The organism is Paenibacillus sp. TAB_01 (assembly GCF_043945595.1).
Classification (GTDB): Bacteria; Bacillota; Bacilli; order Paenibacillales; family NBRC-103111; genus Paenibacillus_S.
Genome location: NZ_JBIFNP010000001.1, coordinates 1,219,342 through 1,234,342 on the forward strand (window position 1 = coordinate 1,219,342; position 15,001 = coordinate 1,234,342).

General features: G+C 53.1%; 11 protein-coding genes and 2 pseudogenes. All 13 read left to right on the plus strand.

Annotation, left to right across the window (positions count from 1 at the left end):
- Positions 1 to 132 precede the first annotated feature (132 nt).
- The 13 genes and pseudogenes from lon to hemH all read left to right on the plus strand — a co-directional run bounded on the left by lon (position 133) and on the right by hemH (position 14,952).
- Positions 133 to 2,467 (plus strand): annotated as a pseudogene (gene lon, locus ACHHV8_RS05950) (endopeptidase La).
- Positions 2,468 to 2,523: 56 nt separating this feature from the next.
- Positions 2,524 to 3,177 (plus strand): ribosome biogenesis GTP-binding protein YihA/YsxC, encoded by a 654-nt coding sequence (yihA, locus tag ACHHV8_RS05955; RefSeq protein WP_395157458.1) that lies wholly within the window; start codon positions 2,524 to 2,526, stop codon positions 3,175 to 3,177.
- Between the two features lie 391 nt (positions 3,178 to 3,568).
- Entirely contained in the window at positions 3,569 to 4,156 is a 588-nt protein-coding gene (locus ACHHV8_RS05960) for a non-ribosomal peptide synthetase module (protein ID WP_395157459.1), read from the plus strand.
- A gap of 342 nt (positions 4,157 to 4,498) precedes the next feature.
- A complete protein-coding gene (gene speD, locus ACHHV8_RS05965) occupies positions 4,499 to 4,900 on the plus strand; it encodes an adenosylmethionine decarboxylase (RefSeq protein ID WP_395157460.1) in 402 nt (133 codons plus the stop codon).
- Between the two features lie 256 nt (positions 4,901 to 5,156).
- Positions 5,157 to 5,681 (plus strand): S-adenosylmethionine decarboxylase, encoded by a 525-nt coding sequence (locus tag ACHHV8_RS05970; protein WP_395157461.1) that lies wholly within the window; start codon positions 5,157 to 5,159, stop codon positions 5,679 to 5,681.
- 248 nt (positions 5,682 to 5,929) lie between these two features.
- Complete coding sequence (gene hemA / locus ACHHV8_RS05975; RefSeq protein WP_395157462.1) at positions 5,930 to 7,327, plus strand: glutamyl-tRNA reductase; 1,398 nt, start codon at positions 5,930 to 5,932, stop codon at positions 7,325 to 7,327.
- A gap of 120 nt (positions 7,328 to 7,447) precedes the next feature.
- Positions 7,448 to 8,167 (plus strand): cytochrome c biogenesis protein CcsA, encoded by a 720-nt coding sequence (gene ccsA / locus ACHHV8_RS05980; RefSeq protein ID WP_395157463.1) that lies wholly within the window; start codon positions 7,448 to 7,450, stop codon positions 8,165 to 8,167.
- 46 nt (positions 8,168 to 8,213) lie between these two features.
- Positions 8,214 to 8,984, plus strand: a complete 771-nt coding sequence (locus ACHHV8_RS05985) for a precorrin-2 dehydrogenase/sirohydrochlorin ferrochelatase family protein (protein WP_395157464.1) — start codon at positions 8,214 to 8,216, stop codon at positions 8,982 to 8,984.
- Positions 8,985 to 9,035: 51 nt separating this feature from the next.
- Positions 9,036 to 9,974, plus strand: a complete 939-nt coding sequence (gene hemC / locus ACHHV8_RS05990) for a hydroxymethylbilane synthase (RefSeq protein WP_395157465.1) — start codon at positions 9,036 to 9,038, stop codon at positions 9,972 to 9,974.
- Positions 9,975 to 9,979: 5 nt separating this feature from the next.
- Positions 9,980 to 11,506: a uroporphyrinogen-III C-methyltransferase gene (gene cobA / locus ACHHV8_RS05995; RefSeq protein WP_395157466.1), complete on the plus strand. Its 1,527-nt coding sequence runs from the start codon at positions 9,980 to 9,982 to the stop codon at positions 11,504 to 11,506.
- A gap of 99 nt (positions 11,507 to 11,605) precedes the next feature.
- Complete coding sequence (hemB, locus tag ACHHV8_RS06000) at positions 11,606 to 12,604, plus strand: porphobilinogen synthase (RefSeq protein WP_395157467.1); 999 nt, start codon at positions 11,606 to 11,608, stop codon at positions 12,602 to 12,604.
- A gap of 345 nt (positions 12,605 to 12,949) precedes the next feature.
- Positions 12,950 to 14,014, plus strand: coding sequence for a uroporphyrinogen decarboxylase (hemE, locus tag ACHHV8_RS06005; protein WP_395157468.1), 1,065 nt, complete (start codon positions 12,950 to 12,952; stop codon positions 14,012 to 14,014).
- Between the two features lie 30 nt (positions 14,015 to 14,044).
- A pseudogene (hemH, locus tag ACHHV8_RS06010) lies at positions 14,045 to 14,952 on the plus strand (ferrochelatase).
- Positions 14,953 to 15,001: the final 49 nt, after the last annotated feature.

The following is a 15,001-nucleotide window of genomic DNA, read 5'->3' on the forward strand; positions in this document are numbered from 1 at the left end:
ATAAAATGATTCCTACAGCTATTGGTTTCGTTTGAGTGCTTGCTTTTAAGGTCATGCTAAAAGGAGCACGCTTGATGATTGGTTGCAACGAAGTCAACTTTGCTTAAGCAAAGTCTTGGGAGGTGCTCTAGGATGGGACCGAGTAAAAATAAGGTGCGGCGCTTGCCCTTGCTTCCTTTGCGCGGACTGCTTGTATACCCGAGCATGGTGCTTCATCTGGATGTGGGCAGGGAAAAGTCGGTGAAGGCGCTGGAAAAGTCGATGGTGGATGACAGTATGATCCTCCTTTGCTCTCAATCCGAGGTGAACATTGAAGAGCCGACAACTGAAGATATATACCGCATCGGAACGATCGCCAAAGTAAGGCAGATGCTGAAGCTGCCTAACGGTACGATTCGTGTGCTTGTCGAGGGCGTAGTGCGGGCTGAAATTATTGAATTTATTTCCAATGATGAGTATTACGAGGTTCAAATTAAAGAGCTGCCTGAGCAGGAGTCGACCGATTCCGAAGTGGATGCGTTAATGCGGACGGTATTAACTCAGTTTGAAAATTATATTAATCTGTCCAAGAAAGTAACGCCGGAAACGTTAGCCGCCGTTTCGGATATCGATGAGCCGGGCCGGCTGGCCGATGTGATCTGCAGTCATTTATCGTTGAAAATCAAGGATAAGCAGGAAATTCTGGAAACCATCGATGTGAAGGAACGGCTGGAAAAGCTGCTGGCGATATTGAACAACGAGCGCGAAGTATTGGAGCTTGAGCGCAAAATCAGCCAGCGCGTGAAGAAGCAGATGGAGAAGACCCAGAAGGAATATTACCTTCGGGAGCAGATGAAAGCCATTCAGAAGGAGCTGGGTGACAAGGAAGGCCGTGCGGGAGAGGTAGAGGAGCTGCGCTCTCAGCTGGCCGAGGCTCAAGTACCGGAGAAGGTCAAGGAACGCATCGAGAAGGAAATTGACCGTCTGGAGAAAATGCCGGCGACTTCCGCCGAAGGCGGCGTCATCCGCAATTATATCGATTGGCTGCTGGGTCTGCCATGGTCTCATTTCACAGAAGATGATCTGGATATTAACCGCGCCGAAGAGATTCTGAATCAGGATCATTACGGCTTGGAGAAGCCGAAGGAGCGGGTGCTGGAATATTTGGCCGTGCAGCAGCTGGTGAAGAAGCTGAAAGGGCCTATCCTCTGCCTTGTCGGGCCTCCCGGGGTCGGTAAGACCTCGATCGCCCGTTCGATCGCCCGCTCGCTTGGCCGCGAGTTCATCCGCATTTCGCTGGGCGGCGTAAGGGATGAGGCGGAAATCCGCGGACACCGCCGCACATATGTGGGAGCGATGCCCGGGCGGATTATTCAGGGAATGAAAAATGCCGGCACAGCCAATCCGGTCTTCTTGCTTGATGAGATCGATAAAATGGCGATGGATTTCCGCGGCGATCCGGCGTCCGCACTGCTCGAGGTGCTGGATCCGGAGCAGAACAGCACGTTCAGCGATCATTATATCGAAGTGCCGTTCGATCTATCGAACGTTATGTTCGTGACGACGGCCAATGCGGTGCACAACATCCCGCGGCCGCTGCTGAACCGTATGGAGGTTCTGTACATTCCGGGCTATACCGAGATCGAGAAGCTGCATATCGGTCGCAATTATTTGCTGCCGAAGCAGGAGAAGGATCACGGCCTGCAGGAAGGCCAGCTGAATGTAGACGATGCTGCGCTGATGCGCATTGTAAGGGAATATACGCGGGAAGCCGGCGTTCGTAATCTGGAGCAGCAGATTTCTTCGGTTTGCCGTAAAGCGGCGAAGCAGCTCGTATCGGGTCTCACGAATGCCGTGCAGGTACGGTATGACAGCGTGAAGGATTATCTCGGTCTCGCCGAAATTCCGCTTCGGCGTTGCCGAGGAATTCGACCAGATCGGGGCGGTGACCGGTCTTGCCTGAACCGAGGTCGGCGGCGACACGCTGGTTATCGAGGTGACGGTGATGCCGGGCAACGGCAAGCTGACGCTCACAGGCAAGCTGGGCGACGTCATGAAGGAATCGGCGCAGGCCGCCTTCAGCTACACGCGTTCCCGTGTGGAGCAGCTGAGAATTCCCCCGGATTTCCATGAGAAGGTGGACATCCACATCCATATTCCGGAGGGGGCCATTCCGAAGGATGGGCCATCCGCGGGGATTACGATGGGAACGGCGCTGATCTCGGCGCTGACGAATATTCCGGTCTCCAAGGAAGTGGCGATGACCGGTGAGATTACGCTCCGCGGCAGAGTGCTGCCGATCGGCGGGTTGAAGGAGAAGAGCCTTGCCGCGCACCGCGCCGGCATCCGCCGGATCATTATCCCCCGCGATAATGTGAAGGATATCGAGGAAATTCCCGAGAGCGTGCGCAGCGATCTGACATTTATTCCTGTGGCCCACATGGATGAAGTGCTGGAGCATGCTTTAGTCAAGCCCGTAGGCGTGTAACGCTAACGTTAATGAGCTATGAACTGCGAATGATAAGATAGAAATGAGTGAACGACATGAAGGTCAATCAGGCTGAATTTATTATCAGCGCAGTTGGTCCGAGTCAGTATCCTCCCGACGCCTTGCCGGAAATTGCTCTGGCAGGGCGTTCGAATGTCGGGAAGTCCTCACTGATCAATCGGATGATCCAGCGCAAAAATCTGGCCAGGACAAGCTCCAAGCCGGGAAAAACACAGCAGCTGAATTATTATAAAATCAATTCGGACTTATTTTTCGTCGATTTGCCGGGATACGGGTATGCACAGGTGTCCAAATCGAAGCGGGAAATCTGGGGCAAGTTCATCGAAGAATATTTGCTTCACCGTGAGTTTCTGAAGCTGGTGCTGCTGGTCATCGATCTTAGGCATCCGCCTTCGAAGGATGACCAGGCCATGTACGACTGGCTGAAACACAACGGGGTGCCCGTCTGTGTCGTTACGACCAAAGCGGATAAGATTTCGAAAGGGCAGTGGCAGAAGCACGTTAAAATCGTGAAGGAAACGCTGCAGTTCGATAAATCCGATCCGTTCGTCCTTTTTTCCTCCGAGCTGGGGCTCGGGAAGGACGAGCTTTGGCAAATCATCGAGGAGAAAATAGGCTACGGTCAGCCGCAGCAAGGCCAGGAGGAGGATGCGTTCCTCGACGCCTCCGCTGCCGACCAGCCTTCCTGATCCAACGGGGCAAGGCGGCTGCCGCCGACCGCCAAGGTTCGACGGCCGTCATGCGCTGCCGGCCAACGCGCTCGGATTCGTGCGCATGGGTCTGTTAAAGTTCAGCCGTTCAAGAGAGTTTCCTTTCTTGGACGGCTTTTTGTTGTTTCAGGAAAATGAGGACAAGGGTAAGTAAAGAGGAGAAAAGGATAAGGGGAACTTTACGAGGGAATTAAAGGGATTTATATGAAACCTATGTTTCTTCCGAGGAAAAAGCAGATTTTTCAGAAATTCAACGGAATTCCATGGTTGGCGTGCAGGATTATTAAATATTTATGTAGTATAATGTATAGAGAACAAGAGAATAGCAGTAAGGCTTCAGCGTTCGAAAACAAAGAATCGAGGGATTTTTATGGCAAATAGGTTAGCGACCGAATACGTCAAAACCTGCCTACAGTTAACGGAAGCCGAGATGGCCATGTTTATTCAGATGTTTGTCGATCATCAAGCTTCTTTGCAAGTCAAAGTGCTTGAAAACGGAAATCAAGAGGTGGTACTGCTCGACGATGCAGGTCAAGAGATTGTGTTATCGTTTGAACGCAAGTTCAACACGTATGTTTGCCAAGGCTCTTGCCGCATTACGAACAAAAACCTGGTTAACCTGATGCGTAAGGCGGTTGCCGCTTTTAAAGGCAATGCGACGGTTCACCGAATTTATGAAACTTATGTGATGATTTATGAGTATGAACGCGGCGCAGTCTCCAAAATTGTGGAACGTAAAGGCGGCGAAGACCGGCTGATCTACGAATACAAGGACACGGTCGGCATGCTGGAACGGTTATTCCGCAAGGATGAGATTGAACAGGAAATCGGACTGATCAAAAACCAAATCAACCATATGCTTGATTTAAGAAATGACATACAAGACGTGGCAGTACGCGAGCAAATTGACGGTCGTCTCGGTCAATTGACCCATCGTTTGTTCGTACTCGAAGCTTAATATACATTCCGCGCAGGGGTGAAAACTCTTCCGGTCTTCTTCATAGGAGCCGGGGGAGTTTTTTTTGATTGGCGCCGTTTTCGCCCCACACACGGGACAAGGATAGGACATATGTTAGTCAATGTGTGATAAGAAACCAACATTTAGGCATTTGCCAAAAAAAAGTGTTGCATTTCTACCCAATAGATGTTATTTTTATTTTCGTTGAAAACAAAATAGGAACCAGGATTCACTCAGGACATTGAATGTTGCGAGAGATTATTCCCTCGGGAAGTGAATGACGTAGGTCCGTAGCGGATGAAATTTTTCAAACATTTTATTCCTAGGAAGGGGAGCCGAAAGATGGAATATTCAACTTTCGGAAGACACGTTGCTGTAGATACTTGGGGAGTGGATTTTGACCTTCTCAACAATGCAGAATGGTTACAAGCGCAAATGGTAGAAGCTGCGGAGGCATGCGGAGCGAGCGTGATGTCCGTTCAATCCAAACAGTTCGAGCCACAAGGTGCAACAGTGCTAGTATTATTGTCGGAAAGCCATCTCTCCATTCATACTTATCCTGAGAAGGGTTTTGCCGCGTTGGATTGCTACACCTGTGGCGAAACGGTAGATCCTCAATTGGCTATCGATTACATGATTTCCGTACTGAAGCCCGAAACGGCCCATGCGAAGAAGCTGGTACGCGGTATGGGCGAGCTGACCGTCGAAACACCGGCGCTCAAGCTGGTACAATTAACTAAATAATAAACCTCGAGCGACTCGAGAAATGGTAACCACGGAGCGATCCGTGGTTATTTGTTATCAGAATTTATAACTTTTCGGGGTCCCCGCGAAGTACCTGAGTCCGCCTCGAAGCATAAGCTCCACTTTGTGGGGTTATTTTATGGCCCTCCCCCATACAATGAATGGAAGAGGCGACCAAGCCGGCAAGTCCGGATGCAGCTGTACCCGGATAATGACCGGTCCGCAGGTTGCGTTTAAGACGGGGGAGGCACCGAGGATGCGCTATAGACGAAAATGGCTGTTGTATGGCTTGCTGCTGTTTCTGGCCGGCTGGCCTGCATTTCAAATTTATGAGATGACGGCAGGTCATGCGGAGAAAGAGGACGCGGGGAAATTGCTGTACCAGGTATCCATGTTCCAGATGGAGCTGCTGAGCAGCTTTATGCAGGATGTAGGGAAGAAGGACACGGGTTCTCTAAACGAGCTGCGTCAGGCCGTGTATACGGCCAACTTCACCCATGACCATCTGGTCATGGCCTATGGCGACGACCGGTTAACGCCGCTGAACGGCTTATCGCAGCTGATGCAGTACGTGATCCGCCTGCAGATCGGCGGCAACCGGCCGCTGAAGCCGGATGAATCCCAGACACTGGTGCAGGTCAGCGAGCTGTTTGCAGAGATGTACGATGCTTACGGTCAGCTGCTGTCTTCGAGCAATAAAATCGTTTCCTCACAAAACGACAGACTGCTGGAGGCGGATAAAGCGATGCAGGAGCTGCTTCGGAAGAAACTGCTTCAATAAGGCACGAAGGCGCGGTAATTGAAGGAGGCGGATCGACAGGTTTCGAGCTTTCGGGCTTGGAACAGGTGCGTCTGCTGTCATGCCATATCCGTTCCTCGTATAAACTGGGGGAAAATAGCTGAAAATATGGGAAATGGGGCGAATTGATAAACAACCCTTTTCACACTTTATACAAAAAATTTGTCGGAGTCTACAGTTAAACTATGCTATAATGGGTGAAGATTTATAGAGGGAGGCAGGTGACACACATGCATATCGTAGTAGCGGGCTTAAATTACAGAACAGCGCCGGTATCGATTCGCGAGAAATTCACATTTACCGAAGGGGACCTTGGGAAGGCGCTTCAAGAGCTCAAGGAGACCAACGGGATCATGGAATGTGTGATTGTGGGCACCTGTAACCGTACGGAATTGTATGTCGTGGTTGATCGAGAGCATTTGTGCGGTCATTACTTGCGCGGATTTATTGAGAAATGGTTCGGCGTTCCGCGCGAGCAGTTTTCTAAACATTTGTACATTTATGAAAACGAGAAAGCGATACATCATTTGTTCCAAGTAACAAGCGGACTGGATTCCATGGTTATAGGCGAAACGCAAATTTTAGGGCAGGTTCGCGATGCCTTTCTATTAGCTCAGCAGAGCAAGACGACCGGAGTGATTTTCAATACCTTGTTCAAGCAGGCCGTCACGCTGGCGAAACGCGCGCATACGGAGACCGGGATCGGGGACAATCCCGTATCGGTAAGCTATGCGGCGGTGGAGCTCGGCAAACGTATTTTCGGAAGCTACGAGCATAAGAAGGTATTGATTATCGGGGCAGGCAAAATGAGCGAGCTGACCGTGAAGCATCTGTACGCCAGCGGCGCGGATAAAGTCATTGTGGTCAACCGTACGCTGAGCCGCGCGCAGGAGCTGGCAGGCAAGTTTCAGGGGGTAGCGAGCTCGATGGACAGGCTGTTGGAGCATCTGGCCGAGGCGGATATCGTCATCAGCTCCACCGGAGCGGCGGATCTTGTGCTGAACCGGGATCAGGTTGCCTGTATACTGAAGAAGCGCAGATCCCGTCCATTGTTCATGATCGACATTGCCGTTCCGCGGGATCTCGATCCGAGCATCGGCGAGCTGCCTAACGTGTTTTTGTATGATATCGACAACCTGCAATCCATTGTCAACAATCATTTGCAGGAACGCCGTCAAGCCGCTGTCGTCATCGAAGAGATGATTGCCTGTGAGATGGAAGCTTTTGCACAGTGGACGAAGACGCTTGGCGTGAGCCCGCTCATTCAAGCGCTGCAGTCCAAGGCCAATTCGATTCATGAAGAAACGATGGACAGCCTGATGAAGAAGCTTCCTGATTTGGATGAGCGTGAGTTGAAGGTCATTCGCAAGCTGACCAAGAGCATTGTCAACCAGATGCTGAGAGATCCGGTCGTCAGGATCAAGGAAATGGCGGCAGAACGCCATGGAGATCAGGCGCTGGAGTACTTCACCAAAATATTTGCGCTTGAAGATCAGCTGGCCGAACGGGAGCGCAAGGAGCTTGCGGTTCAACAGCATGAAGCGGAGCTGGCGGGCGATCGCTGGAAGGAAGAAGAGCTTCTTCCGAGCCTTGCGGTTCAATCCGCAGACGCCTTGGCCAAAATGTAGTCGGGAGTGTTGCCATGGTCACGAAAAGCTGGCTGTATGATGCCATTATTTATATTTACGCCCTGAGCCTCTTGTTTTACTTCTCGGACTTTGTCGGTTCCGAACCGAAGTGCAAAACGGATGGGGACAGGGTTGCTTTCTTTTGTATGGGGAATGCAGACTGTTTATCTGGGCTTTAATCTTGCCCTGCATGACAGAGCGATGGCGTTCTCGATGTTTGAAACATTGTTTATGCTTTCTTGGCTGCTAGTAACGGTCTCGCTTGTAGTGAACCGTTTTTTTCGTATAGAGCTGTTTGTATTTATCGTCAATGTGCTGGGCTTCAGCGTGCTTGCGTTAAACTTTTTCAGTAATCCTAACGTCTCGCCGCTGCTCGCTTCCTGGAACATTAACGATGAGGTTCTGTTTATTCATATCAGCCTGTCGATAGCGAGCTACAGCGCATTTGTGGTGGCAGCCGTGTTCTCGGGCATGTACTTGATTTTGCACAGACAGCTGAAGCAGAAAAAGTGGTCGAAGCTGATGCAGCGTCTGCCGAGCCTCGAGAAGACGGATTACTACTCGTTTATCTCTGTCGTCATCGGCGCGCCGCTCCTGCTGCTGGGGATTTCGCTGGGGCTGGTATGGATTGCGCTGGAAGGCAATATGACGCTGTTTTTCGATCCGAAGGTCATCAATTCCTGGTTCGTGCTGCTGGCTTATATTTTTTATTTGGTGCAGAGGGTGATCTTGAAAACCCCGGGCGATAAGCTCGCGCTCTGGAATTTGGCGGCGTTTTTTATTATGGGTCTGAACTTTGTATTCGCGAATTTTTATTCTTCTTTCCATCAATGGTCATAACTCTGGTCATAACCTAATGCGGAATGAGAAAGAGAGGGATTGCGCGGTGCATAACCCGACAAACCCGACGGAAATACAGCCTGGAGCCGAGGCTTGCGGGATCAATAAACGCTACTATCCGCTGATGCTGGATGTGCAGGACAAGCCTTGTCTTGTTGTGGGCGGCGGTCGTGTAGCGGAGCGTAAAGTGCAAGGACTGCTGGAAGCGGAAGCGAGAGTGACGGTGGTCAGTCCTGCGTTCACGGAGCGGCTGGTACAGCTGGAGCAGGAAGGCAGGCTTACGCTGCTGCGGGAGCCGTACCGGAGCGGTCTGCCTGAGCTGGCGGCGGCGGTACTCGTATTTGCAGCAACGGACAAGCCGCAAGTCAATGCGGCGGTACGTTTGGATGCGCAGGCTTTGGGCAAGCTGGTCAATAGTGCCGATGATGCGGACGGCAGCGGATTTATCGTTCCTGCAGTCGTTCGCAGGGGCAGGCTGCTCTTGACGGTATCGACGAGCGGCGCGAGTCCGGCGGTGGCCCGCAAAGTAAAGCGGGAGCTGGAGACGACGTTCGGCGGGGAATACGAGATTTACCTCGATCTGCTGCAGGAGCTGCGGGACTGGGTTCAGCTCCGGGTGCCGGCGGCGGGAGAGAGGCAGGAAATGTTCCGGCTGATGCTCGATTGGCCGCTGCTCGATTGGATTCGCGGCGGCGCTTTCGACAAGCGCCAGGCGGAGTGTGAGCTGCTCGCGCGGCTCGCATCCGATCCTTCGGCGGCGGGAGCCGAGTCCGCAGGCGTTTGGATCAAGCAGCAGGTGAGCAGTCTGGAACTGTGAGTGAAAGTCGTCACAAGTGTATACATATACCATTAGCAAGGGGTTGAGCGCATGCGCAAGATCGTAGTAGGGACAAGACAAAGCGCGCTGGCGTTGACGCAAACGGGGCAGGTCGTGGACCAGCTTCGCGAGCTGTGCCGCAGGCTTGAAATCGATTGTGAATTTGAAATCAAAAAGATCGTAACCAAAGGGGACCGGATTCTTGACGTCACCTTATCCAAAGTCGGAGGCAAAGGGCTGTTCGTAAAGGAAATCGAACAGGCGCTGCTGGACGGGGAAATCGATTTGGCCGTTCACAGTATGAAGGACATGCCGTGGGAGCTGCCGGAAGGCTTAATGATCGGCGCCATTCCTCTGCGGGAGGGCCCGCGCGACTGTCTGATTACGCGGGAAGCGCGCGGTCTGGACGACCTGCCTCATGGAGCGAAGGTCGGCACGAGCAGCTTGCGCCGCTCTTCTCAGCTGCAGCACCTTCGTCCCGACTTGAACATCGAATCGATCCGGGGAAATATCGATTCGCGGCTCAAGAAGCTTGCGTCCGAAGGCTTCGACGCGATTTTGCTGGCCGCAGCCGGGCTGCACCGGATCGGCTGGCAGGACCGCATCACGGCGTATCTGTCGCCGGAGCAGAGTCTCCCTGCCGTCGGGCAAGGGGCCTTGTGCATCGAGTGCCGCAGCACGGACGGGTTCGTGCTTGGCCTGCTGGAACACTATAACGACAAAAAGACCGCCGTCGCCGTTGCGGCCGAGCGGAGCTTTCTCGGCAGGCTGAACGGAGGGTGCCAAGTGCCGATAGGTGCTTACGCAACCCTTAGCGAAGAAGGCGGCAAAGCCGAAATCATCCTGACCGGCATGGTAGGCTCGCCGGACGGGAAGCAGATGCTGAAAGAAACGATGACCGGAACCGATCCGGAAGTGTTGGGCAGCAAGCTGGCGGAGGCGTTAATCGCCCAGGGCGCCGATGATATTTTGGCTGCAGTGAGGGGTTGAGACGAGTGACGAAGGGTGTCGTTTACCTGGTAGGAGCAGGTCCGGGGGATCCGAAGCTGATCACAGTCCGGGGTTTGGAAGCCATACAGCGAGCCGACGTCGTTGTATACGACCGGCTGGCCAGCCCGCGGTTGCTGAAGCACATGAAGCCGGGGGCGGACAAAATTTTTGTAGGCAAGCTGCCGGACAAGCACATGATGAAGCAGGGGGAAATCAATCAGCTGCTTGTCGATCTGGCGCTTCAAGGCAAGACGGTGACCCGCTTGAAGGGCGGCGATCCGAGCGTATTCGGACGGGTAGGCGAGGAAGCCGAGCTGCTGGCGGAGAACGGCATTGCATTTGAGATCGTGCCGGGCATCACCTCGGCGATTGCCGTACCGGCGTATGCGGGAATTCCCGTTACGCACCGGGACTTCACCTCTTCCTTTTCGATCGTAACGGGGCATGAATACCAGAATAAAACCTACAGCAGTGTCAATTGGGACAATTTATCCCAGGCATCGGGCACCTTGATCTTTTTGATGGGGGTCGCGAACCTGGAGTTTATATGCAAGAAGCTGATCGAGGGCGGTAAGGCTCTGACGACGCCGGTTGCCTTAATCCGGTGGGGAACCTGGATGGAGCAGGCTACCTTGACGGGAACGCTGACGGATATCGTAGAGAAGGTCAAAGCGGCCAGCTTTCAATCTCCTGCCGTCATTATTGTCGGCGAGGTCGTGAAGCTGCGCGACAAGCTGGCCTGGTTCGAGAAAAAGCCGCTGTTTGGACGGCGCATACTTGTGACGCGGGCGCGCAGCCAGGCAAGCGAGCTGGTCAATCAGATCGAGGAGCTGGGCGGCGAAGCCGTGGAGTTTCCCGTCATCCGCACTCAGCCGCCAAGCAAGTCGGAGGCACAGAAGAAGCTGGCTGAAGCCTTGGCGGAGATTGCCGCGTACGACTGGATTCTTTTTACGAGCGTCAACGGAGTAGACCACTTCTTCGACCGGCTGCGCCAGCAGGGCATTGATATTCGGCAGCTGTTCCGCGCACGGATTGCGGCAGTCGAGCCCAAAACCGCCGCTGCGCTGGAAAGCAGGGGGCTGTTCGTCGAGGCGCTGCCCGCCAAATTTCAGGGAGACGAGCTGTTGTCTGCCTTAGAAGGCCAGCTGGAGAAGGGACAGCGCATCCTGCTGCCGACGGCGGATATCGCTAAAGCTTATATCCCCGCGAAGCTCCGCGAGCTGGGCCTTCAAGTAACGGAAACGGACGTTTATGAAACGGTGCTGGATACAAGCGGCGGAGCCGGAGTCATCGAGCTACTGGAGCAAAAGGCCATTCATATTGTGACGTTCACCAGCTCATCGACCGTAACGAATTTGCTGATGGCACTGAAGGAGCTTGGAGCCGAACAGCCGTTAGCTTTATTGGAGGGCGTTCAGATTGCCTGTATCGGGCCGATGACGGCTCAAACGGCACAAGAGAACGGGCTCCGTGTCGATTATTTGGCGGAGGAAGCGACAGTTGAGTCGCTCGTTCGCAGCATGCAAGCTTAAATCCCCGCATTCCGCCTGGTAATGTAATGATGCCAAATGGAATGCAGGTGCGAACCGCAGCTCGTATCTGCGGAAAACTTTTTCTAGGAGGGGTACCCCATGGGTTTTCCTATCGTACGTAACAGAAGATTGCGCGGCTCCAAAGCGCTGCGAAATTTAGTGAGAGAGACTTCCGTGTCGGTTCATGACCTTATTTATCCTATTTATGTGGTAACAGGCTCTCAAGTGAAGGAAGAAATCAAATCGATGCCGGGCGTATACCGCTTCTCGCTGGATTTGCTGGAGGAAGAGCTGAAGGAAGTGGTCGGCCTGGGAATTGAGGCGATCATCCTCTTCGGAATTCCCGATCATAAGGACCATCAAGGCAGCTCCGCCTATGAGCATAACGGCATCGTTCAGGAAGCGACGCGTCTTGTGAAGGAGCTGTATCCGGAGCTGCTCGTCGTGGCGGATACGTGTCTGTGCCAGTTTACGGATCACGGTCACTGCGGCGTCGTGCATGTGGACGAGAAAACGAAGCGCGCAGACGTACTGAATGACGCATCGCTGGAGCTTCTTGTTAAGACGGCCGTTTCCCAAGCCGAGGCGGGTGCGGATATTATTGCGCCTTCCAACATGATGGACGGCTTTGTCGGAGCTATTCGTCAAGGTCTGGACGATGCAGGCTATGAGAATGTGCCGATCATGTCCTACTCGGTCAAATACGCTTCGGCCTTTTACGGTCCGTTCCGCGATGCGGCGAATTCCGCTCCGCAGTTCGGCGACCGCAAAACGTATCAGATGGACCCGGGCAACGCGCGTGAAGCTCTTCGCGAAGCCGAAGCCGATGTCATCGAGGGCGCGGATTTCCTGATGGTGAAACCGGGTCTGGCGTACTTGGACGTGCTTCGCACGTTGAAGGACCAGTTCGATTTGCCGCTGGTCGCTTACAATGTTAGCGGCGAGTATGCAATGGTAAAAGCTGCAGCGATGCAGGGCTGGATCGACGAGAAGGCCATCGTGATGGAAACGATGCTGAGCTTCAAGCGGGCCGGCGCCGATTTGATCATTACCTACTTCGCGAAGGATGTAGCAAAGGCGCTTCAGGAGCAGCGCTAAGCGGCATTCGTGTTCGCTGAATTTTTTTAAAATGACTTTACGGGTGCGTCCGAGCACGGCTTCCGTCAGTAGTTTTCTTGTGGAAAATTGCTGGGAGGCCGGCTAACGGGCGCGCTCTTTTTTGATGGAGCCGGGAGTCAGGCATCGGGCTGGACTTTAAAAAAGCCTGATCCGAAGCCGCTTCAATTTTGCATATTTGCCGATACGGCAGCCGTTCTCCATTTTATTTCTGCGGTTCTTGTCATACTTTTGTCGGAATCTGAAAGGGGAATGAGTTGTTACATGCTGGCAAATAGGGCATAATGGTAGTAGGTCTTAGGAGTAAACGGAAATGAGGAAAATCGGATGAGCTACAACGATCGTTTTATTAAAGCCTGTAAGAAGCAGGAGGTACATACTCTGCCCGTATGGTACATGCGGCAGGCGGGACGTTATGATCCGGATTACCGCAAAATCAAGGAAAAATACAGTCTGCTCGAAATTTGCGAACAGCCGGAATTAGCGGCAGAAGTGACATTGATGCCTGTGAAGAAGCTGGGCGTCGACGCCGCTATTTTGTATTCGGATATTATGAATCCGGTTGCTTCGATCGGCATCGATTTTGATATAGTCAAGAACATCGGCCCCGTGATTCATAATCCGGTGCGTACGGCCGCTGACGTGGAGAAGCTTCGGCCGATTCAGGTGGAGCAGGATTTATCCCATATTTTAAAAACAATTGAAATTTTGAATGCGGAGCTTGAAGTGCCGTTAATCACCTTTGCAGGAGCGCCGTTTACGATAGCGAGCTATTTGATCGAGGGCAAGCCTTCGAAGAGCTATATCCGCACGAAGGAAATGATGTACAGCGAGCCGGCGGTCTGGTTTCAACTGATGGACAAGCTGGGCGACATGGTGATCGCTTATTTGAAAGCGCAGATCGCAGCCGGGGCCAAGGCGGTACAGCTGTTCGACAGCTGGGTAGGGTCACTTTCTCCGAAGGACTTCCAAACCTATGTTCTTCCGACGATCACACGTATCTTTGCCGAGTTAAATTATCTGGAGCAGCCTAAAATTTATTTCCCGGGTGTCAGCTCGGGTGAGCTGCTGCCTACGCTTCGTCAGCTGGAGGCGGATGTCATCGGGCTGGATTGGCGTGTGCCGATTGCCGAAGGCCGTCAAAGAGTCGGCTCTCGCTTTGCGGTGCAGGGCAACCTCGATCCGTATATTTTGACTGCTCCGATGTCGGTGATTCAAGAGCAGGCGAAGGCGATTATCGACGAAGGAATCCGCCAGACGGGCTATATTTTCAACCTGGGGCACGGGCTGTTCCCGGAAGCCTCGCTCGATAAGCTGCGGGAGCTGACGGAATTCATTCACGCTTATTCTACGGAAGCAATTGCCAAACTGAAGCAAGGAAGTGGTGTCTAAGTGACGAAGCAGCGTATCGGCGTTCTGGTCATGTCCTACGGGACTCCGGAGAGCCTGGACCGAAGTGGAAGCCTATTATACCCATATCCGCCGCGGCCATCCGCCGACGCCGGAGCAGCTGAAAGATTTGACAGACCGGTACGAAGCGATTGTCGGGGGATTTTTCCCGCTGCGTGAAAATACGAACAAGCAGGTTAGAGCGCTAGAGGAACGGCTGAATGCCGATCATCCCGAGCTGTCGTTCGTCTGCTACCAAGGCCTGAAGCATGCGGCCCCGTTCATTGAGGACGGCGTCGAGCAGATGGTGAAGGACGGCATACAGCAGGCGGTAGGCGTTGTGCTGGCTCCCCATTACTCTGTCATGAGCGTAGGCGGCTACATCAAGCGTGCTCAGGAGAAGGCAGCCGAGCTTGGACTTCCGATTCATTTTGTTAAGAGCTATCATTTGCATCCTGAACTGATCGACGCTTTATCTCAACGGGTAACGGAAACGCTCCAGCGGTTCGGTGACACGCCGAAGGATGAGATTCGGGTCGTGTTCACCGCCCACAGCCTGCCCGAACGGATTCTGGAGATGAAGGATCCTTACCCGGATCAGCTGCTGGCCACGTCCAAAGCTATTGCCGAGCAAACCGGCGTGACCAACTGGCAGTTCGGCTGGCAGAGCGCAGGGCGAGACCGGTGTGCCTTGGCTCGGACCGGATATTCTGGATATGCTGAGAACGGTGAGCAAGGAAGAGCAAGTGAAGCATGTGCTCGTATGTCCGATCGGTTTCGTATCCGATCACCTGGAAGTGCTGTACGATCTGGATATCGAGGCTCAAAAAACGGCTGCGGAGCTGGGGATTCATCTTGAACGCACACCATCTCTTAATACCGATCCATTGTATATGAAAACCTTAAGCGATGTCGTTTACGCCCAGCTGAAGGAGCAATAGATTCGAACGGGTAATACTAACCGATAACCGATACAAGCTATTATGGCGG